The organism is Bdellovibrionales bacterium, from assembly GCA_018266295.1.
Taxonomy (GTDB): domain Bacteria; phylum Bdellovibrionota; class Bdellovibrionia; order Bdellovibrionales; family Bdellovibrionaceae; genus JACMRP01.
Genome location: JAFEAQ010000011.1, coordinates 842,738 through 862,814, shown reverse-complemented (window position 1 = coordinate 862,814; position 20,077 = coordinate 842,738). Strand labels below are relative to the sequence as shown.

Below are 20,077 nucleotides of genomic sequence, written 5' to 3'. Positions count from 1 at the left end.
AAACTAAGACCAAGGCCCTGGAGAAGGGGCCCCAACCGTCCAGAGGAGAAGACATGAAACTCAATTATACCTTTAAGCACCTTGATCACTCAGATGCGCTGGTCACTTACACTGAAGAGAAGATGGAAGAGATCGGTAAGTTCCTGCTTAAAGAGGGCTACGGAAATGTCTATTTCAGTAAAATTAAAAATGAATTCTGTGTGGAGGTTACGGTAAATACCCGCGAAAAATATTTTAAAGCCACTTCGTACAATATGGACGCTTATACGGCGGTGGACTTGGTTGTGGAAAAGCTTGAAAAGCAGTTCTTAAAAACCCGCAAAATCATGCAGCACCATAAGAAGCCTGAACTCAGCCGCGAGGGTAAAATGGATCAATTAAACTCTCGTTTGGAGTTTGAGGCGAAGACTGCCAAAAAGGCGGGCTAAGTCTTTAAAAATAGAGCAAATCTTTGGAGCCCCCGGCCTTAAAAACCGGGGGCTTTTTATTGACCCCTACCTCGGTTTGCGTTAATTTGCGCCGTTACAGGAAAAGTCATAGAATCGTCAACACGGCGGCCAAAGCACAAGAATGGTTACGTCGGCTTACCAAACGAGGACACGAAATTGAAAAACTATCTTTTTACAAGCGAATCTGTTTCTGAAGGCCACCCAGATAAAATGGCGGATCAAATCAGTGATGGCATCTTAGATGCTATCCTGGCTCAAGACCCAAAAGGGCGCGTTGCTTGTGAAACTTTGCTGACGACCGGCTTAGTTGTTGTTGCTGGTGAAATCTCGACGGGCGCGAAAGTGAATTTCGCAGAAGTGGCTCGTAACGTTGTTAAGCGCATCGGTTACGATGACACTGACAAAGGCTTCGACTACAAAACTTGCGGCGTGATGGTTGCAGTTGGCCAACAGAGCCCAGACATCGCTGTCGGCGTGAAAGAAACTTTGAGCGATGATCAAGGCGCGGGCGACCAAGGCTTGATGTTCGGTTACGCTGTGAATGAAACTCCTGAGTTGATGCCACTTTCAATCGCGATGTCACACACTCTCGTGCGTGAGTTGGCAGCTTTGAGAAAAGCAAACAAAGTGAACTGGCTTCGCCCAGACGCTAAGTCACAGGTCACGGTTCAGTATGAAAACGGTCTTGCAAAGCGTATCGACACCATCGTTATTTCTACTCAGCACGCTGAAGACGTGAACAATGCAACGATCAAAGAATTCGTTGTGAACGAACTTATCAAAAAGCATATTCCTTCAAAATGGATCGACAACAACACTAAGTTCCACGTGAACCCAACCGGCCGTTTCGTAACGGGTGGTCCTATGGGTGACGCCGGTTTGACGGGCCGTAAAATCATCGTTGATACCTATGGTGGTCACGGTGCTCACGGTGGTGGCGCATTCTCTGGTAAAGATCCTTCAAAAGTGGACCGTTCTGCAGCCTATGCAGCTCGCCACATCGCTAAGAATATCGTCGGTGCGGGCCTTGCGGACCGTTGCTTGATCCAAGTTGCTTACGCAATCGGCGTGGCTGAACCAGTGAGCATCACTGTGAATGACTACGGCACAAGCAAAGTCGGTGCAGAAGTTTTGGAAAAAGCGGTTCGTAAAGTGTGGGACTTGCGTCCTGCAAGAATCACGAAAGAATTCGATCTTCTTCGCCCCATCTACAGCGCGACTTCGGCGTACGGTCACTTCGGCCGTAACGAAGAAGGCTTCACTTGGGAAAAACTGAACAAGGTTGATCAACTCAAAGAAGCTGTCAAAGGTTTGGCTTAATCCTTCCCCTTGAGGGAGGGAACTCTTCGGCCCTCGCGGGCGGAACTGGAATTTAATGGATCCCAAGTTTATTCGAAATTTCTCTATCATCGCCCACATCGACCACGGGAAGTCCACTCTAGCAGATGGGCTTCTTCAAGCGACGGGAGCGCTTTCTGACCGTGAAAAGAAAGATCAGTTCCTGGATAACATGGAACTCGAACGCGAACGCGGGATCACCATTAAAGCTCAGACCGTTTGTCTGAAGTTTAAATCCAAAGACGGCAACACGTATCAGATCAACTTGATCGATACACCGGGGCACGTGGATTTCTCTTATGAAGTTTCGCGTTCCCTTGCCGCTTGTGAAGGCGCGATCCTTGTGGTCGATGCCGCTCAAGGTGTTGAGGCTCAAACTTTGGCGAACGTTTATCTTGCGATCGAAAATGATCTCGAGATCATTCCTGTATTAAATAAAATCGATCTTCCTTCTGCGGATCCAGAAGGAGTAAAGAAGCAAATCGAAGACACTGTTGGTTTGGACTGTACGGATATCATTCACGCATCGGCAAAAGAGAAAATCGGTATCACTGATATTCTCGAGTCGATCGTTCAAAAAGTTCCGCCACCAGACGCTGACCGCAGCAAAACGCCACGTGCGTTGATCTTTGACTCTTGGTTCGACGCTTACCAAGGCGTTGTCGTCCTGGTCCGCATGGTCGACGGCGTGATCAAAAAAGGCGACCGCATTAAGTTCATGGCCACAGACCGTGACTATGAAGTTTTGCGTATGGGTAAATACACTCCATTCCCCGATATGCTCGACGTGCTTGAGGCCGGTGAAGTGGGTTTTATCATCTGTGGTATCAAAGATATTCGCGACGTCAAAGTCGGCGATACTGTGACGGCGGCAAAGCATGGTGCTTTAGAGCCATTGCCTGGTTTCCAAAAAATCAAGCCCATGGTTTTCGCGGGGATCTTTCCTGTCGTAGCTTCGGAGTACGAAAGCTTGCGCGATGCTTTGGATAAGCTCTGCTTGAACGACTCGTCTTTGACATTCGAAGTAGAAAAATCCATGGCCTTGGGCTTCGGTTACCGCTGCGGTTTCTTGGGTCTTCTGCATATGGAGATCGTGCAAGAGCGTCTCGAACGTGAGTTTAATCTCGATCTCATCACGACGGCGCCAACGGTTGTGTACAGAATCACAAAAACCGACGGCACGACAATGATGCTCGAGAACCCATCGCAAATGCCGGCAGAAACAGCGATTGCCAAGTTCGAAGAGCCCTTCGTGAAGGTGACTGTCCATACTCCGACGGAGTATATCGGTGGCATCCTGAAATTGTGCGAAGACAAACGTGGCATTCAGCAAAAAATGGACTACGTGAATGAAACCAAGGTCATCATCGAATACAAACTTCCGATGAATGAGATGGTGATGGATTTCTATGACCGTTTGAAGTCCATCTCCAAGGGTTATGCTTCCTTGGAATATGAATTCATGGATTTCGAAGAGGCTGACCTTGTGAAGATGGATATTTTGATCAACGGCGAGCCGATTGACGCGCTTTCTTTGATCATCCATCGGTCTAAGGCAGTGACTCGCGGTCGTGCTTTGGCTGAGAAGATGAAAGAATTGATCCCACGACAACAATACCAAGTCGCTATTCAAGCAGCGATTGGTGCTAAGATCGTCGCGCGTGAGACCCTCGGGGCCCTCAGAAAAGACGTGACGGCGAAGTGTTATGGTGGTGATATTTCTCGTAAGCGTAAGCTTCTCGAGAAGCAAAAAGAAGGTAAGAAGCGCATGAAGCAGATCGGTACTGTCGATGTGCCTCAAGAAGCCTTTTTGGCCATTTTGAAGGTTGAGGACTAAAGCATGAGCGGCGAAAATAAAAACAGCTGGGATTTCCGTACGAAGCACTTTTGGACAGATGGATGGGGCTCGCTCTTTTTGGCCGTTTTCATCGCCTTGTTCATCCGTTGGGGCTTCATTGAAGCTTATGTGATTCCATCTGGCTCTATGCTGCCATCTTTGTTGATCCACGATCATATCTTCGTGAACAAGCTCGTTTACGGTATCCGTGTTCCTTTTAGCGAAAACTGGTTGATCAAGTTCGGGACGCCAAAACGCGGTGAAGTGATCGTTTTCAAATATCCTAAAGACATGAGCACGTTCTTCATTAAGCGCGTGGTCGGTGAGCCAGGTGATAAGATTTATTACGAAAACGGTACTTTGTTCATTAATGATAAACCTCAAGAGAAGAAAGTTCCGGTCAGCCAAGATGATTTCAACTGGCTTCGCGATGCGGATTTCCAGCGTGACGGCAACCTCGGTGACGACAAGAACAACTATGTTTTCTTCACTGAAGCTCTCGGTTCAAAAGACCACAGCATTCTTCTTCGCCGTGGCGATGTCTACGAAAGCTATGGCCCTGTGACCGTTCCTGATGGTCAGCTGTTTGTAATGGGAGATAATCGTAATAACTCTGCCGACAGCCGCGTCTGGGGCTTTTTGCCAGAGCAAAACATCCTCGGACGTGCGATGTTTATTTGGCTCAGCTGTGAAGAGACCATTCCGATGGTGCCAGTCCTGTGCAACCCTCTGACGATTCGTTGGGGACGTTTCTTCCACTCTGTAAATTAATCGCAATAGCGAGTCGAGTGAACCATGGATCAAGCAAAGAAAAGTCTTAAAGGAACTTGGCCTCAGGCCATAGGGACTTTTCTTTTACCTCTGCTTGTTGTGTTCGGGATTCGCTGGATTATTATTGAACCGTTTGTGATTCCCTCGGGAAGCATGATTCCCAACCTACTGGTTCACGATCATATCTTCGTTAAAAAATACTCTTTAGGCCTCAAGATTCCATTTTCTGACTACTGGCTGGCGCGCTGGCGAACGCCAAAACGTGGAGAGGTCCTTGTCTTCCGTTACCCAGAAAATCCGGATGTTTTCTATATCAAGCGTTTGATCGGCCTGCCTGGAGATACTGTCGTCGTGCAAGGGAGCGGGAAAATCACTGTGAATGGTGAAGAGTGGACGCTCAAAGAGCATGCGCCGCTTGATGACGACGGCTTTAGATATTACGTCGAGTCTGTCGGCGAACAAAAGCATGTTGTGCGCTTCTATGGATCACCAACAGCAAGTAGTGAAAGTAAAGAGTATAAAGTTCCAGACCATGAGTATTTCTTTATGGGCGACAATCGTGATCAGTCGAGTGACGGTCGCGTCTGGGGCTTTGTGCCTGAAAAATATCTCGTAGGTCCAGCTTCTATTATCTGGTTGAGCTGCGAAAACACCCTCACTTCCGTCTCATATATTTGCGACCCGAGACAAATTCGCTGGCAAAGGCTATTTAATTCAGTACAATAGTCCCATGTTGAGCGGTCAATGGAAGGACTACCTCGTAACAATTCTGATTTCGGTATTGCTGGCACTTTTTGTCAGAAGCTTCATCATGACTGCTTACAAAGTACCGACGGGCTCTATGCAGCCCACCCTTAAAGCTGGCGATTTTATTTTTTCTTATCGTCTTGCCTACGGTTTCCGTTTTCCCTGGGCGAGCTCTGCTCTGAATGAAAAAACGCCGGAAAGAGGCGACTTGGTGGTGTTTTCATATCCTAATCAGCCGGATACGAGCTATGTGAAGCGCGTGATCGGTCTGCCAGGAGATAAAATCCAAATCACGAATGGCAAACTGGTGATTAACGAAACTCCGCTCGATTACGAAATCGAGAATCCGCCCCGTCCCGAAGACAACCCAAATCCAGAAGCGTTTGATATCTATGTTGAACGTGATCTTGGCACTTTTCGCCGAGTGATTTTCCAAAGAAATCGTGAAGAGCAGAATTTCGGCCCCCTGGTGGTTCCGCCTGGAGAAATCTTTCTTTTGGGCGATAATCGTGATGCGAGCGATGATTCCCGCTACTGGGGCACTGTGCCAACTGGTCAAATTTATGGCAAAGTCCTCTTTGTTTGGCTTTCTTTAGACTGGCAAAAACGTTGGGGCGGTGATCGGTATCCGAGCGTGCGTTGGCAACGCGTTTTTTCTGGCGTGCATTAGTCTCACGGCCATTGACACACTCTAGGCCCAGCCAATATTCTCTTATCTCAGATGTCTTATTCTTCCTCGGCACTGATTGAAATTTCAAATCTAGATTTTCCAAAAATTGAGTCTATTTTTCTCTCGGCCTTGGAGTTTTCCAAGCACCCGGGCTCTCAAAATTTCGCCGCGAAAACCGCGGCGTTGTTATTTTTTGAGCCCAGCACTCGCACGCGTTTCAGCTTCGAAGCCGCGGCAGGACGCTTAGGAGTCCATCCGCTGTTGTTAGACGGTGCTGCGGGCACAAGTTTGGAAAAAGGTGAAAGTATTGAGGACACGGTTCTCAATATCGCGGCGATGGAGCCCGCTGCAGTTATTATTCGCTGCGGGGACGATGTCGATCTCTATGATCTGCAAAAGAAGATCAAAATGCCGATTTTGAATGCAGGTTGGGGCAAGAAGGCTCATCCAACTCAAGCTTTGCTAGATGCGATGACCTTGAAAGCTAACGGCCGCGATTTTACAAAAGAAAAGCTGCTCGTGATTGGTGATGTGAAGCATAGCCGTGTGATCGGCTCTCACTTTCAGCTTGCGAAGATTCTCGGTTATGAAATCGCTGTTTGTGGGCCAAAAGAGTTTTTGCCTGAAGGCTATCAAGGTAAGTATTTCTCTCGCTTAGACGAAGGCCTTTCGTGGGCTACGTCTATCATGGCCTTGAGAGTGCAACACGAACGTCACGTCGAGAAGTTCTCTGTGGCAAGTTATCGCGAACAGTTTGGTTTGAATTTGCAAAAGCTAAAATCCTGGAAGTCCGATGGCTTGGTCATGCATCCAGGCCCGGTCAACTACGGAGTAGAATTAGATCTCGATGTGAATCAGGATCCGCGCTGTAAGATTCTCGAGCAGGTAAAATGGGGCACTTATGTGCGCCAGGCTTTGCTTGCAAATGTTTTGTCCCAAAAGGTGGTGTCATGAAAAAAGCTTTTCTCGTTTTAGAAACTGGTGAAGTTTATTTTGGAAAATGGCACGGTGGTGAAGACCGCGCGGGAGAGGTTGTCTTTAATACTTCTCACTCTGGGTATGAGGAGATTGCCACAGATCCATCTTACTTCAGCCAGATTGTGGTGATGACCGCTCCGATGATGGGGAACTACGGTGTTGATAACCAAGTTTGGGAGTCAGGCCGGTTGTGGATCGAAGGCTTTATCGCTCTCCAGCTTCAAGAATCTGGCCGCGATAAAACTTGGATTCAACGTCTCAATGAAAATGGCATTCCAGCAGTTTCTGAGCTCGATACGCGCGAACTGGTTTTGCGCCTTCGTTCAGGAGGAACCCCTTGGGGCGCCCTTGTTCAGGCCGAGAATGAAGCAGATGCTAAGAAAAAGGCGTCCGCTCTGATTGCTGAAAAGAAAAAACTCGACAAAGACTGGGTTTATCTTGCGAGCCGCAAAACTAAAGAAACTCGCCGTGGCGATTTCTTGGGCGGACCCAAAGTGGCTGTCTTAGATTTTGGCTCCAAAGAGAACATTTTGCGTGAGTTGCAGAAATACTGTTCGGAGCTCACGATTTATCCGAGCCGTGCTACGACACAGGAAGTTCTCTCTACAAATCCTGATTTTGTGATGCTGACAAACGGCCCTGGGGATCCTGCGGACGTGCAGGTGGCGCCACAGACCATTCGAGATTTGATTGGCAAAAAGCCGGTTTTCGGGATTTGCATGGGTCATCAGGTTTTGTCGCTCGCTTTGGGGGCTAAAACCTATAAATTGAAGTTCGGTCACCGTGGGGCCAACCATCCGATTAAGGATGACCTCCTGGAGCAGATCTACGTAACGAGCCAAAACCACGGTTATGCCGTGGATCCGAAAACTTTGCCGGTTGAGGCCCGCGTCACCCAGATAAATTTGAATGATGGAACGGTGGCGGGGTTCTATAATCCTGAGAAGAAATATCTTGGAATTCAGTACCATCCTGAAGCATGTCCTGGGCCTCACGAGGCCAAGAACTTGTTTAAGTTTTTTATAGAGAAAGTTTTATGAACGAGTACGAAAAGCTCATAGAAAAAATCCTCAACCACTTTGCTGGGGATATGTTCAAAATCGAATTGGCTCGTGCCAAAAAGGAATTCTTCGAGAACTCCGGCACTTTGGATGAGCATTCAGAGTATTATGAACTGCGCATGTCGCAATTCTATGACTGGTATTTCTTTACTCGCGAGCTCAGCGGCTATGGGCAAACTCCCTTAGAAGCCTGCATGCTCGAGCGTGAGTTGCGTTTTTCTCCGGAAGAGGTGCAGCAGCTCGAGGTTTTGAAACAAAACCGTCATTCTATTTTTGAATTTATTAAGATCAAGGGCAGCGACGTTTACATCAAAGATCTTTTGGCAAATAAGAAGCTTGTCGTGAAATCCTCTCCATGGATTTTTGGATTTGCCGAAGAAGAGCTCTTTGAGGCCCGCCTGATCCCGCACGGGGATACTTTTATATTCACCCGTGGATTTTGCTTTCATCCAGAACTGGCGAAAAAGTTCATTCTGGACGAAGTGAAGCGTCACCGTAAGGATCCGGATTTGGATCCGGATGTGATGATGCTTCGCCTGATTAAAATGCGTTTTAAATACGAGCAGTACAGACACGTGAACCCGGAGATGATTTACACCAACGACGGAAAGCTAGGTTTGTAGAGCTCGCAAGCACCATAGGAGTCTTCCTTGCCTCGCAGAGCTGATATTAAAAGAGTCTTGATTATCGGTAGCGGCCCCATTGTTATCGGCCAAGCCTGTGAATTTGACTATTCCGGAACCCAAGCCTGTAAGGCGCTCATGAAAGAAGGACTCGAAGTCATCCTGGTGAACTCGAACCCTGCGACGATCATGACAGACCCCGAAGTGGCAACACGTGTTTATGTTGAACCACTTAAAGTCGATTTCCTCGAAAAAATTATCGCTAAAGAAAAGCCGGATGCGGTGATCCCGACTCTTGGTGGTCAAACTGCCTTGAATCTTGCGCTTGCGTTGCACAAGCAGGGAATTCTTGAAAAGTACAAAGTAGAACTTTTGGGTGCGACTCCGACGGTGATTGAAGCTGCCGAAGACCGCGAAATTTTCCGCGGCATCCTCGACAAAGTCGGTGCGAAGTATCCAAAGAGCCACATGGTTCGCACTTACGAGCAAGGTCAGCAGGTAGCTGATGAGCTCGGTTACCCTCTCATTTTGCGTCCGAACTACACATTGGGTGGGGGCGGCGGCGGTATCGCTTACACGCCTGAAGCTTACCAAAAAATGTTGGTAGGCGCTCTCCATGAAAGTCCCACATCGGAAGTTCTTGTTGAAGAAAGCATTCTCGGTTGGAAAGAGTATGAACTTGAAGTCATGCGCGATGCTGCGGGCTCTTTCGTTGTTGTTTGTACGATTGAAAATCTGGATCCATGTGGAGTTCACACGGGTGACAGCATCACCGTAGCACCTCAGCAGACGTTGAGCGATCAAGAATATCAATCCATGCGTGATGAAGCTTACAAAATCATCAATGAAGTCGGTCTGGCGACAGGTGGCGCGAATATTCAATTCGCGACTCATCCGACGACGGGTGAACGCGTGGTGATTGAAATGAATCCGCGCGTGAGTCGCTCTTCTGCGCTTGCGAGTAAAGCAACGGGCTTTCCGATTGCCAAGATTGCAGCGATGTTGGCAATTGGCTACCGCTTAGATGAGATCCGCAACGATATCACAAAGACGACGCCTTCTTGCTATGAGCCGGCGTTGGATTACGTTGTTACTAAGATTCCTCGCTTTGCTTTCGAGAAGTTCCCTGGCTCAAAAGATACTTTGAATACACAAATGAAGAGCGTCGGCGAAGTCATGGGGATCGGCCGCACTTTACAAGAGTCTTTGATGAAGGCTCTTTGCTCGATGGAGAAAACTCCGCAGGGCGTCCCTGATGTGACTCTTTCTATCGATAAACTTTCTTATCCGAACAGTCAGCGTATTTATCATCTCTTCCAGAGCTTCCGTGAAGGTAAGACGGTCGCTGAAGTGCAGGATTTGACTCAGATCAACCCTTGGTTCCTCGAACAAATCGAAGCGTTGGTGTTGTTTGAAAAGAAATTTAAAACCGAATTCAGTCCTGCAAATAAAGACCTCTTGCTTGAAGCAAAACGCAAAGGTTTTAGTGACGCGCGTTTAGCGGCTCTTGTTGGCAAAACAGAGCAAGATCTTCGCGATCTGCGTGATAAGCACGATCTTCATCCTCGCTTCCAGCAGGTGGATACTTGCGCAGGCGAGTTTGAATCTTCAACACCTTATTTTTACTCTTCCTACTGGTTCAATAAGAGCGTGCCTTTGAAAGGCAAAAATCCGGTTGTACTTATCGGTAGCGGGCCAAATCGCATCGGGCAGGGGATTGAGTTCGATTACTCTTGTGTTCGTGGGGTGAAGGCATTCCAAAAAGCCGGCTATCCGGTCATCATGGTGAATTCGAATCCTGAGACTGTGTCGACAGACTACGATACTTCGGACGTTTTGTTCTTCGAACCTCTCACTGCGGAGAGCTTGATCGAGATTATGCGCTACGCGAAGCCCATGGGCTTTGTCACTCAGTTGGGTGGTCAAACTCCAATCAACTTGGCGCCGGAGCTGCAAAAGGCCGGTTTCACAGTCTTGGGTTCAAACCTCGAGACCATTGAGTTGGCTGAAGACCGCGGTCTTTTCAGCAAAATCTGCCGCGAACTTGATTTGAAAATTCCAAATTCGGCAATGGCAGCAAACCTCGACGAGGCCCTGGCAAAAGAAACTCTTGTCGGCTATCCGATGATTCTTCGCCCAAGCTATGTTCTTGGTGGTCGTCGCATGGAAGTAGTTGAGAATCGTGAAGAGCTGCAAAGCTACTTTGAACGTCATCGTGACTTTATCTCCGCTGAGCGTCCTTGCCTGATTGATCAGTTCTTGGTTGGAGCTCTTGAAGTGGACGTGGACTTGGTTCGTGGCCTGGATTGGACTCTGATCGGCGGCATCGTTGAACATATCGAAGCGGCCGGCGTACACTCTGGCGATAGTATGGGGGTTTTGCCTCCACAGCGTTTGAAAGAGTCTACGTGTGAGCGCATTGAGCTCTTAAGTATTCAGCTCGCTGAACGCTTGAAAGTCATCGGCCATCTGAATCTGCAGTTGGCGATTAAAAACGATTTGATCTACGTTCTAGAAGCCAATCCGCGTAGTTCCCGTTCGGTTCCGTTTATTGCAAAAGCGACGGGCATTCCGTTGATTGACTTGGGTGTTGCTGCCGTCTGTGGAGTGACCAAATCACAGTTGAAACTTGAGAATCTCCAATGGCGAGACACTTCGACGGTTTCTGTGAAGGGTGTTGTCTTCCCATTCAAGAAATTCCCAGAGGCCGATTCTATTCTTGGTCCAGAAATGAAATCGACGGGCGAGAGCATGGGGCGTGGTAATGACTATGCCGAAGCTCTTATGAAAGCCTTTATTTCGAGCAATGTTTCTCTTCCGCAAAAAGGCGAAGTCTTCTTCTCCTTGCGTGATAAAGATAAAGAGAGCTTGCTTGGCTTGGCCCGTATTTTGGTGAAGATGGGCTACACGATTTCAGCAACGTCAGGGACAGCCGCCTACTTTAATCAGAAAGGCGTTCAATGTCTGGCGCTTCGTAAAGTCGATGAAGGCCGTCCTCACTGTGTGGATAGAATTCGCTCAGGTCATGTCAGTTTGGTTATCAATACGACAGCCGGCCGTCGTGCGATCGAAGCAAGTTTCGATATCCGTCGGGCATGTACGGACTATAGCATTCCGTGCTTGACCGAAAGTGATGCCGCTGAAGCCTTTGTTCTAGCCCTTAGAAAAGCAAGAACAGGTCAAAGCGATGTCCAGCCTTTGAGGGCTACAGAAGTCTTTATTTGAAAATCTATCGAATCTGTCTAAAATAGCTTCATGGCTATTCTAGAAGTGAAGAAGTTAAATAAAACATTTCCTGGCGGGTTGTTTGAAAAGCCCCGCCATGTTCTGAAGGACGTAACCTTTTCCCTCCCCTCCGGCGAGACCACAGGTTTTGTTGGAAGCAATGGCTCCGGGAAAACAACTTCAATTAAGTGCATGCTTGATTTCATGCGGCCAGACTCCGGGGAAATCCTCTTTTTCGGTAAACCCCTGGACCTCGATGCCAAACGACGTATTGGCTATTTGCCAGAGCGCCCCTATTTGTACGAATTTTTGAGCGGGATGGAGTTTCTTCGTCTGCATTGGAATCTCGTACAGGACTCCGAGAAAGATTTTATCGACCGCGCCCATGAGGCCTTGAAACGGGTCGATCTGTTCGAGGCTCGAGATAAAAAACTTCGTCAATACTCCAAAGGGATGTTGCAAAGGGTAGGGATCGCACAAGCGATTCTCAATAAGCCTGATTTGCTTATTTTGGATGAGCCAATGTCAGGTCTAGATCCCGACGGTCGTGGCTTGGTAAAAGATATTCTCCGTGATGAGGCCAAGCGCGGAACTAGCTTGTTTTTTAGTAGCCACTTATTGCAGGACATGGAAGAGCTTTGCTCTCACTTGGTTGTCATTAATAAGGGAATCGTTATATACGACGGCGATCTCACGCCATTTATGAAGCAGTACACGAGTCTTGAGGACGCTTTCCGCTTTGCCAAAGAGGTTAAAGAGGGAGGGGTGTCGTGAAAAAGGTTTTAGTAATTGCTAAGACGACCCTTCAAGAGATGATTCGTGAGCGCTTGTTCATCGTGATTGTCTTTATGGCGGCGGTTCTTTTTGGAATTAGCCTTCTGCTGGGGGCACTCTCTTTTAGTGAACAGCAACGAATTTTAGCCAATCTTGGATTTACTGCGATTGAAGTAGCCTCTGTCGGTATTTCGCTTTTTGCAGGTGCCTTTTTGATTTCAAAAGAAATCGAGAAGCAGACGTTGTTGCTGGTATTGGCGCGCCCTATCTCCCGAGATCAATTTATCATGGGAAAAGTAACCGGTATTCTTGTCTTAAACACGTTAATGGTTTTGGCTTTGGGGATCGTCCTGTACCTTCTTTTGGGTGCGAGTCCTAGTTTCAGCAGTTTTTTCGTTATACTCTCTTCGATTTGGTTTGAGGCCGCCATCGCCTTATCGCTCGTTATCTTTTTTAGCACAGTTGTACGCCCAGTTTTAGCCCTTTTGATGGCCTTCGGTATTCTGATGCTCGGTCAGTGGATTCCTGATTTGCAGTTTTTTGCTGAAAAAAGTAAGGACATGATCTTTATTAATGCCGTGAAAGTTGTGACTTGGGTGACGCCAAATCTTTTCCGTTTCAATTGGAAAAGTTATTACTTCCTCGAGCTCGGTTTTGATAGCCAGGATGTTCTGTGGATGATTGCACATTCTTTTGGCTGGGCATTGATTGTCTTTGTCTTCGCCTGCCTTATTTTTAGGAGAAGAGACATTGTCTGATTTAGACGGATTTTTCTACGTCGTATTCTTTCTTTTCGGGGCCTGCTTTGGCAGTTTTGCCAATGTCATTATCTATCGTATGCCGAAAGGCGAGAGTATCGTTACTCCGCGCAGTCATTGTCAAAACTGCGGAAAAAATGTGGCTTGGTACGACAATATTCCTATGATTTCATGGCTCATTCTGCGCGGCAAATGCCGCCACTGTGGCGCTAAATTTTCTTTCCGCTACTTTTTTGTCGAGCTGCTGACAGCCAGTTTATTTACTTTGGCTTATTTTTATCTAGGCCTTACTTGGAATTTGCTGGAAGCGTTGCTGTTCATATTCCCTCTCGTTTGTTGCGTTTTCATTGATTTTGATCACATGATTCTTCCGGATGAATTTACATTGTCTGGCATTGTGATAGGGCTCATTGGAGCGTGGCTGAATCCTCACCGAGAATTTTTAGACGCACTTCTTGGAGTTCTTATGGGGGGCGGATTTCTTTGGGCGATGGCCTATCTGTATTATGTTTTCACCAAGCAAGAGGGCATGGGCGGCGGCGATATTAAGCTTTTAGCTTGGATCGGAGCTGTCATGGGATGGAAGGCAGTCCCATTTGTGATTATGACTTCTGCGATTATCGGTAGTGTCGTAGGGCTTATTCTCGCGAGAAAACAAAAAGAAGGTTTGAAAACGATGATTCCCTTCGGTCCGTATCTAGCCCTTGGTGCAGTTATCTACATGTTTGGCGGCCAGACTATAGCCCTGTGGTATTTTAATCTGTTTCTTCCAGCCTTTAGCTAGACCCACTCGTTTGACATTCGTGCTCCGTACAGAAATAATTTTACTATTAGACCTGCGTCTAAATATTTGGTTATAGGCCTTAACTAAGTATTTTATTTTTTAGACCAGAGTCTGAAGTGGTGGCTATAAAACATGCTTTTTCCGTCTAAAAAAGTTTTAGGACTCGACATTGGAACGAGTTCTATCAAAATTGCAGAACTCGATGTCTCGCGTGGCGGGGCTCAGCTCAATTCTTTTGGATTTGCGCCGACGCCTGCTAATTCTGTCGCGGCCGGCGAGATCTCTGACATCACTTCAGTGGGTATCGCTGTACAAGGTCTCATTGGCGAGATCGGTACCAAGAGAAAGCATGTCTCTACCGGCATGTGGGGAACAGCGGTTATCGTTAAGAAAATCACCATTCCTAAAATGGATCCGAAACTCATTCAAGATCAGATCCGTTTCGAAGCTGAACAATATATTCCTTTCGATATCAATAACATCAGTCTTGCCCACCACGTTCTTGGAACAAGCTCTTCCGAGGACACCATTGATTTATTGTTGATCGCCGCTCAGAACGAACTCGTATTTCAATACTCTGCAGTGGTTGAAGCCACAGGCCTAAAATGCAGCGTTTTGGATGTGAGCGGTTTTGCCCTCGCAAACTGTTTTGAAGCGAATTACGGAAAATTCACTCGTGATGTCGTCGGCATTTTAAATTTTGGTGCTTCGATCACTAACTTTGTGGTGATCCATAACGGCGATGTGGTTTTTTGCCGCGATATTCCTGTGGGCGGCTTGAACTACACGAACGAGATTCACAAGAGCCTTGGTATTTCCTCTCAAGAAGCCGAGGCCTTGAAATTGAGTGCGGTCTCTCGTCGCGGAGAGGTTCCGGCGGAAGTTCATAGTATTATTACATCTACGAATGACATGGTAACAGAAGAGGTTCGTAACAGTCTCGACTTCTTGAGTGCGACAACAAACGGCCTTACTTTGACCCGCTGTTTTTACACAGGTGGCAGTTCATCGACCACGGGCTTGATCGACAACGTCTCACGTGTGACGGGGATCCCGTTTGAGCCATTTAATCCGTTTGCAAAAATAAAAGCGAATCCAAAAAAATTCTCTCGTGAATACTTGAGTCAAATCAGTCATTTTGCCGCTATTGCGACCGGCCTAGGTATGCGCAAGCTGGGGGATGGCTAATGATTCGTATTAACTTAGCAACCTCAAGACCAATTTCCAGCGGTGGCGGAGGCGGCGGCTCCGCCGAGGGCGGCGGTGAAATCGTCGTCACAGAACAAGTCCGCAAGGATGCGCTGGTCAAGTTGCTAGTTATTTTGCTAGCTCCCATTGGCCTTTATTTTTACGAACAGCAAAATATCCCAAATATTCGAACCGAGCTTGCTCGTAAGCAGAACGCTCTCACTGAGCTTCAAGCCTTTAATGCAAAAGCAGAAAACTCAGTTCAAGAGATAAAAAAATTTAAAGAAGATGAAAAGAAAATCCAAGCACGCATCACAGTTCTCGAAAAGCTTGCTAAGGATCGCTTCCGCGAGGTTAAAGTTCTTGATCTTTTCCAGCAGGTTATTCCAGAGAGAGTTTGGTTTACTCGCGTAGACATTAAAGAAGGCAAAGTTCTTCTCGCGGGATTTTCTACCAGTGATATCGATATTTCTACCTTTATGGATTCCTTGTCTAAAAGCGTTTTCTTGCAGGAAGTGGTTCTTGTAAGCTCCAGCGAGCATATCCAAGAAGGTATGACGTTAAAAAAGTTTGAAATTAGTTGTGTCTTAGAAAAGATGGGGCCACGTCCATGAATCAGCTATTTGAAAAACTAGCAGGGCTGTCGAATGGAAAAGCACTTGTCATCGGATTGATGGTGGGGCTGGCTTACTACTTTATGATGTATGACGATGGTTCGGCTCTTGAGGCGCAGATTGCAGCATTGTCTGGTCAGCTTCAACAAGCGGAAACAAAGAAAAAAGATACGGAAGCAACTTTGGCAGAAGAAGCGCGTATGAAGGATGCTGTCGGTAAACTGAGTGAACAGTATGCTTTTATCGCAAAAAAGCTTCCTTCCGATTTGAAATCCTCTGAAATGATTCGGGGTATCGATAGCGTCGCAAAAATGGCGGGAGTCAGTGTTAAGCTTAAGAAGCCGGGCACGGTGACAAAAAAAGAAGTCGTCGAAGAGTTGCCTGTCGATGTGACTTTAGAGGGCAGTTATTCACAAATAGCGCAGTTTGTATTTTTAACCTCGAATCTTGAACGCTTAACACGCGTATTAAACTTTTCCGTGGTAGCGCAAGATGATGCGAAAGAAAAACCTCTGCGTTTCGAAGGCCAAGTCGTAAGTTACAAACTTGCACCTGAGCCAGAGAAAGCAAAAGAAGGAGCTGCTGCAGCTCCCGCAAATCCACAAGGGCAGGCTGAGTGAAGTCAACACGCTGGGTGATTACATACATTGTGATGGCTTCGGTAGGTCTGTGGGTGGCCTTCTTTATGAGTTTGAAATTCATGACTCCGGGGCATACGCAAACCCCACCAGCAGGTGCCGGAGCTCAGAAGATGGAACCGCCATCTCCGGGGGATTTGCCACCTGAGTTTATGCAGGAGACACAGCAGGCGCCTCAAGGGGGAGGAAATATTCCGCCTCCACCAACTCAGCCGCCACAGGTACCGGCAAACGCAGAGGCCGCACCGCCTCCTCCTCCGCCAAATGTTCCGCCGGCTGCCGGGGGCACTCCGCCGATGGTGCCGGCGACCGCGCCGGGAAGTGTAGCACCTCCGCCTCCTATGGAGTCTAGCGTGCCTATAGTTCCGCAGTTTGCTTCGGACGATCAGTACACTTACGATCCGACGGGCCGTCGTGATCCATTTAAGCCATACCGTACTTATCGCCCGACTCCGACGAATACGGGACCGGCGAAAATGGTGGATATGTCAGATCCTCTTCAAAGATGGGATCTAGACCGTTTTAATGTCGTCGCCATCATGTGGGAGATCCGCCATCCAAAAGCGATGGTTAAAGACCCGGATGGCAAGATGTATATGATTGGTAAAAGTACAAAAATTGGACGTAACTCAGGGCAGGTTGTCGCCATCCGTGAGGGCGAGATCGTAGTTGTTGAGACTATTGAAAATGAAGGCGTCCAGACTAAAGAAGTTAAGATACTCGAACTTAAGAAATAGGTTCGCATAGAATCAGGAGGAACTAATGAAAGGATTCATTAGACTGATGATCATAGGGGCTTTGGCATCGTCGTTGTTGAGCTGCGCGTCTCAGCAAACTGAAGAAGACGATTCTCTTACGACCGAGTCCTACTCTAATAACGGCTCTTCAAGCTCCGGCTCATCCTCTTCGGATGATTTCGCGGACTTTGATAATGCTGACAATGGAAGCAGTAATAAGGGCGGGTCTCAAGCTCAATCATCGTCCTCTAGCAAAGATCCAGATCTCGCTCTTGAAGAAGAGATGAATCAGGCAAGCTCCGCAGATAAGCAGTTTGCCAATGATGATTTGGATGCACAGGCCAAGAATGAGCTGCAGCCTCAGGCTCCAGCAGAGCAGGCTCCGCCACCGGAAATGCCACCTGTCGAGGAAAAACAAGTGGCACAGGAGCCACCGCCTCCGGCTATCGAAGAGCCGATGGCTCCGCCAGCAGCTGAAGAGCCTCCTCCTCCAGCGGTTGTGGAAGAAACTGCTCCGGTTCCAGCGCCTGAGCAGCCGGTAGTTCAATCTTCAGGCGAGCGCGCTGTGGATATCACAGGTTTGAAATTCAAGGCAAACGACAATGGTGGTACCGTCATTGTTGAAGGAAATGGTCCGCTCAACTACACAACTCGTGTCAATCCAGATCTGAAGCAGTACATTGTTGAAATTCAAAATTCAAATCTGCCAAAGCGTCTGAAGAGAACTTTGAATACTAAAGATATCAAAGGTGCCGTCGGTGCTGTTGACGCTTATCAGAGCCCGGGCTCAAAAACTTCTCGCATTGTTATTCAAATGCGTGATGGTTTCGGCGAGCCGACAGTTCAGCAAGAAGGCAACGCTCTTCTTATCGTGAGCTCCGGTCATGGTGGTGAAATGGTGGCAGACGCCGGTGCAGCTCATCACGGTGACGATGATGGTGAGCAGTCTTCTATGACAAAGGGTGAAGGTGAAGTGAACGTAGATCTTAATAGTAATAAGATCCTCGCGAGCCAATCTCTCGAAGAATTCTTGTCAGGTAATACAAAATTCTACGGGCGCAAAATCTCTATCGAAACTAGCAATATCGATGTTCGTGATGCCTTGAAGTTCATCACTGAAGAGAGCGGCGTGAACATGGTTATCACAGACGACGTGAAGGGCAATATCAGCCTGAAGCTCCGTCAGGTTCCATGGGACCAAGCGCTCGTAGTCATCATGAAAGCGCGTAAACTTGGATACAGCCGCCAAGGAAACGTTTTGCGTATTGTCCCTCTTGAAGAACTTCGTAAGGAAGAGGACGATGCAACGAAACTTGCATTGGCTCGTAAGAATATCGAGCCCCTCAAAGTTCGTGCATTCAACATTTCATACGCAAAGGTTGATGAGCTCGATAAAAAAATTAAAGACTTCCTCACAGAAAGAGGAAAAGTCGTTAGTGATATGCGTACGAGTACTATTGTTGTAACGGACGTTGAAGAGAGTCTCAATCGTGTTATGAAGCTCATCCAAGGGTTGGATGCAGCTCCGCCTCAAGTATTGATCGAGGGTAAGATTGTAGAAGCTTTGGATAGCTTCCAAAGAACTGTTGGTGTTCAGTGGAGCTTTACCGGTTCTGATGTACAAATTGGTAATGGTGCTAATGGCCCAGTAAACCTCCGTCCCAACTTGTCTGTAGGTTCGGCGACAAATACACCGGGCGGTTTAGGCTTCGGCTTGAATGTGGGTACCTTGGACGTCTTTGGTGATATCTCTGCCTCATTGGCTCTTTTTGAGAAAGAGGAGAAGGTAAAGGTTCTTTCCTCGCCAAGAATCGTAACGCTTTCAAATGAAAAAGCGGATATCAGCCAAACCAATGAGTTGCCGGTTAAGACACTGACGCCACAACCAAATGGTCAGCCGATTGTAACGTATCAATTTAAGCCACTAACCCTGAAACTTGAGGTAACTCCACAGGTAACAGGCGAAGGAACTGTTATAATGAAAGTGGGCGTAAACCGTCAGATCAAAGGGGCTGCGGTGAGCACAACAGATGATACTTTCTCAGTGAATAGCCGCGAAGCGAATACTCGTGTGATCGTGAAGAACGGTCAAACGGCAGTGATTGGCGGTATCTATCGCTCTGACGTTACTGAGGGTATTACGGGTGTTCCTTGGTTAAAAGATATTCCAGTTCTAGGCGCATTGTTCAAAGGAACTAGCACAGATAAGCAGCGCTCGGAGCTTTTAATTTTCTTAACTCCGAGAATCTTGGCGCAAGCTGAGGGCGGCGGAACTCATGCAGGAGGAGAATAATTATGAATAGCTTAAAATTCATTGCCATCTCCTGTATGCTTTTATCTGCATTGAGTTGTAGTAAGGCTCAGGACAGCGATCTTGTGGTCACGCCAACAGGAACGACCTCTTATCTAATCAATGCCTCTGCACAGTCTTGTACAAATATTGTTGCTGTCTCTAAGAACCCGCAGACTACTGTTACGCAAGATATCACTGGGTATTATTTCAATTACCAAGGAGCGACACTTGCCTGGAAGAATTTGACGGATACGGCGTATGTTGTATCTATCGATTTCGAATTTGCGAGTGGTGCATTTGCGTATAATTGCTCGATCTCAGGGGATGAGTTATTAGCTCTCTTCTATAACTTTACAGATGGAACTAGTTGGGATGGTTCGCTCGCGCCCGCTTCGAACGCGACGACTCCAACACTGAGGCAGACAGCTTCTCTCTGTCGTATCCGTTGTGGTGGAGCTGCAGTTCCAGATCCTAAGAAAACCTTTACTGCTTCTGGTACAATGACGGTGAAGGGCTTCCAAAAGTCTCCAAACGGCGACGAAACACCGTTTAAAGCGAAAACGCAACTCAGACTTCTCTATCAATAGATTTG

General features: G+C 47.4%; 19 protein-coding genes. All 19 read left to right on the top strand.

The window, feature by feature from the left end:
• Positions 1-53 precede the first annotated feature (53 nt).
• The 19 genes from raiA (at position 54) to JSU04_12865 (ending at position 20,072) form a co-directional block, all read left to right on the top strand.
• On the top strand, positions 54-428 hold the full coding sequence (gene raiA, locus JSU04_12955) for a ribosome-associated translation inhibitor RaiA (GenBank protein ID MBS1971210.1): 375 nt from the start codon (positions 54-56) through the stop codon (positions 426-428).
• 177 nt (positions 429-605) lie between these two features.
• On the top strand, positions 606-1,769 hold the full coding sequence (locus tag JSU04_12950) for a methionine adenosyltransferase (protein MBS1971209.1): 1,164 nt from the start codon (positions 606-608) through the stop codon (positions 1,767-1,769).
• A gap of 55 nt (positions 1,770-1,824) precedes the next feature.
• The gene (gene lepA, locus JSU04_12945) at positions 1,825-3,624 is read left to right on the top strand and encodes an elongation factor 4 (GenBank protein MBS1971208.1); all 1,800 of its coding nucleotides are present in this window, start codon (positions 1,825-1,827) and stop codon (positions 3,622-3,624) included.
• A gap of 3 nt (positions 3,625-3,627) precedes the next feature.
• Positions 3,628-4,395 carry a signal peptidase I gene (gene lepB / locus JSU04_12940; protein ID MBS1971207.1) on the top strand — a complete coding sequence of 256 codons (768 nt, stop codon included), beginning with the start codon at positions 3,628-3,630 and terminating at the stop codon, positions 4,393-4,395.
• Positions 4,396-4,419: 24 nt separating this feature from the next.
• A complete protein-coding gene (gene lepB, locus JSU04_12935; protein ID MBS1971206.1) occupies positions 4,420-5,121 on the top strand; it encodes a signal peptidase I in 702 nt (233 codons plus the stop codon).
• 4 nt (positions 5,122-5,125) lie between these two features.
• Positions 5,126-5,812, top strand: a complete 687-nt coding sequence (gene lepB, locus JSU04_12930; GenBank protein ID MBS1971205.1) for a signal peptidase I — start codon at positions 5,126-5,128, stop codon at positions 5,810-5,812.
• Between the two features lie 51 nt (positions 5,813-5,863).
• Positions 5,864-6,766, top strand: coding sequence for an aspartate carbamoyltransferase catalytic subunit (locus JSU04_12925; GenBank protein ID MBS1971204.1), 903 nt, complete (start codon positions 5,864-5,866; stop codon positions 6,764-6,766).
• Positions 6,763-7,830: a glutamine-hydrolyzing carbamoyl-phosphate synthase small subunit gene (gene carA, locus JSU04_12920; GenBank protein MBS1971203.1), complete on the top strand. Its 1,068-nt coding sequence runs from the start codon at positions 6,763-6,765 to the stop codon at positions 7,828-7,830. Before JSU04_12925 ends, carA begins: the two co-directional genes overlap by 4 nt.
• Complete coding sequence (locus tag JSU04_12915) at positions 7,827-8,474, top strand: hypothetical protein (GenBank protein ID MBS1971202.1); 648 nt, start codon at positions 7,827-7,829, stop codon at positions 8,472-8,474. Before carA ends, JSU04_12915 begins: the two co-directional genes overlap by 4 nt.
• 27 nt (positions 8,475-8,501) lie before the next feature.
• Positions 8,502-11,699, top strand: coding sequence for a carbamoyl-phosphate synthase large subunit (gene carB, locus JSU04_12910; GenBank protein ID MBS1971201.1), 3,198 nt, complete (start codon positions 8,502-8,504; stop codon positions 11,697-11,699).
• A 30-nt stretch (positions 11,700-11,729) separates the two neighbouring features.
• Complete coding sequence (locus JSU04_12905) at positions 11,730-12,473, top strand: ABC transporter ATP-binding protein (protein ID MBS1971200.1); 744 nt, start codon at positions 11,730-11,732, stop codon at positions 12,471-12,473.
• Between the two features lie 38 nt (positions 12,474-12,511).
• A complete protein-coding gene (locus tag JSU04_12900) occupies positions 12,512-13,231 on the top strand; it encodes an ABC transporter permease (GenBank protein MBS1971199.1) in 720 nt (239 codons plus the stop codon).
• Positions 13,224-14,015: a prepilin peptidase gene (locus JSU04_12895; GenBank protein MBS1971198.1), complete on the top strand. Its 792-nt coding sequence runs from the start codon at positions 13,224-13,226 to the stop codon at positions 14,013-14,015. The genes JSU04_12900 and JSU04_12895 overlap by 8 nt, the downstream gene beginning before the upstream one ends.
• Positions 14,016-14,147: 132 nt before the next feature.
• Positions 14,148-15,203: a type IV pilus assembly protein PilM gene (gene pilM / locus JSU04_12890; GenBank protein ID MBS1971197.1), complete on the top strand. Its 1,056-nt coding sequence runs from the start codon at positions 14,148-14,150 to the stop codon at positions 15,201-15,203.
• Positions 15,203-15,817 carry a PilN domain-containing protein gene (locus JSU04_12885; GenBank protein MBS1971196.1) on the top strand — a complete coding sequence of 205 codons (615 nt, stop codon included), beginning with the start codon at positions 15,203-15,205 and terminating at the stop codon, positions 15,815-15,817. The genes pilM and JSU04_12885 overlap by 1 nt, the downstream gene beginning before the upstream one ends.
• Complete coding sequence (gene pilO, locus JSU04_12880) at positions 15,814-16,437, top strand: type 4a pilus biogenesis protein PilO (GenBank protein MBS1971195.1); 624 nt, start codon at positions 15,814-15,816, stop codon at positions 16,435-16,437. The genes JSU04_12885 and pilO overlap by 4 nt, the downstream gene beginning before the upstream one ends.
• 32 nt (positions 16,438-16,469) lie before the next feature.
• Positions 16,470-17,192, top strand: a complete 723-nt coding sequence (locus JSU04_12875; protein ID MBS1971194.1) for a pilus assembly protein PilP — start codon at positions 16,470-16,472, stop codon at positions 17,190-17,192.
• A 25-nt stretch (positions 17,193-17,217) separates the two neighbouring features.
• Positions 17,218-19,485, top strand: a complete 2,268-nt coding sequence (pilQ, locus tag JSU04_12870; protein ID MBS1971193.1) for a type IV pilus secretin PilQ — start codon at positions 17,218-17,220, stop codon at positions 19,483-19,485.
• A 2-nt stretch (positions 19,486-19,487) separates the two neighbouring features.
• Positions 19,488-20,072 (top strand): hypothetical protein, encoded by a 585-nt coding sequence (locus JSU04_12865; protein MBS1971192.1) that lies wholly within the window; start codon positions 19,488-19,490, stop codon positions 20,070-20,072.
• Positions 20,073-20,077 lie beyond the last annotated feature (5 nt).

Bases quoted from the DNA above. Each gene is read 5' to 3' on its own strand.
- JSU04_12925 (MBS1971204.1), top strand. From the start codon at position 5,864: ATGTCTTATTCTTCCTCGGCACTGATTGAAATTTCAAATCTAGATTTT.
- JSU04_12885 (MBS1971196.1), top strand. From the start codon at position 15,203: ATGATTCGTATTAACTTAGCAACCTCAAGACCAATTTCCAGCGGTGGC.
- carA (MBS1971203.1), top strand. From the start codon at position 6,763: ATGAAAAAAGCTTTTCTCGTTTTAGAAACTGGTGAAGTTTATTTTGGA.
- JSU04_12915 (MBS1971202.1), top strand. From the start codon at position 7,827: ATGAACGAGTACGAAAAGCTCATAGAAAAAATCCTCAACCACTTTGCT.
- JSU04_12900 (MBS1971199.1), top strand. From the start codon at position 12,512: ATGATTCGTGAGCGCTTGTTCATCGTGATTGTCTTTATGGCGGCGGTT.
- lepB (MBS1971205.1), top strand. From the start codon at position 5,126: ATGTTGAGCGGTCAATGGAAGGACTACCTCGTAACAATTCTGATTTCG.
- pilO (MBS1971195.1), top strand. From the start codon at position 15,814: ATGAATCAGCTATTTGAAAAACTAGCAGGGCTGTCGAATGGAAAAGCA.
- pilM (MBS1971197.1), top strand. From the start codon at position 14,148: ATGCTTTTTCCGTCTAAAAAAGTTTTAGGACTCGACATTGGAACGAGT.
- pilQ (MBS1971193.1), top strand. From the start codon at position 17,218: ATGAAAGGATTCATTAGACTGATGATCATAGGGGCTTTGGCATCGTCG.
- JSU04_12865 (MBS1971192.1), top strand. From the start codon at position 19,488: ATGAATAGCTTAAAATTCATTGCCATCTCCTGTATGCTTTTATCTGCA.
- JSU04_12875 (MBS1971194.1), top strand. From the start codon at position 16,470: ATGGCTTCGGTAGGTCTGTGGGTGGCCTTCTTTATGAGTTTGAAATTC.
- lepA (MBS1971208.1), top strand. From the start codon at position 1,825: ATGGATCCCAAGTTTATTCGAAATTTCTCTATCATCGCCCACATCGAC.
- lepB (MBS1971206.1), top strand. From the start codon at position 4,420: ATGGATCAAGCAAAGAAAAGTCTTAAAGGAACTTGGCCTCAGGCCATA.
- JSU04_12905 (MBS1971200.1), top strand. From the start codon at position 11,730: ATGGCTATTCTAGAAGTGAAGAAGTTAAATAAAACATTTCCTGGCGGG.
- raiA (MBS1971210.1), top strand. From the start codon at position 54: ATGAAACTCAATTATACCTTTAAGCACCTTGATCACTCAGATGCGCTG.
- lepB (MBS1971207.1), top strand. From the start codon at position 3,628: ATGAGCGGCGAAAATAAAAACAGCTGGGATTTCCGTACGAAGCACTTT.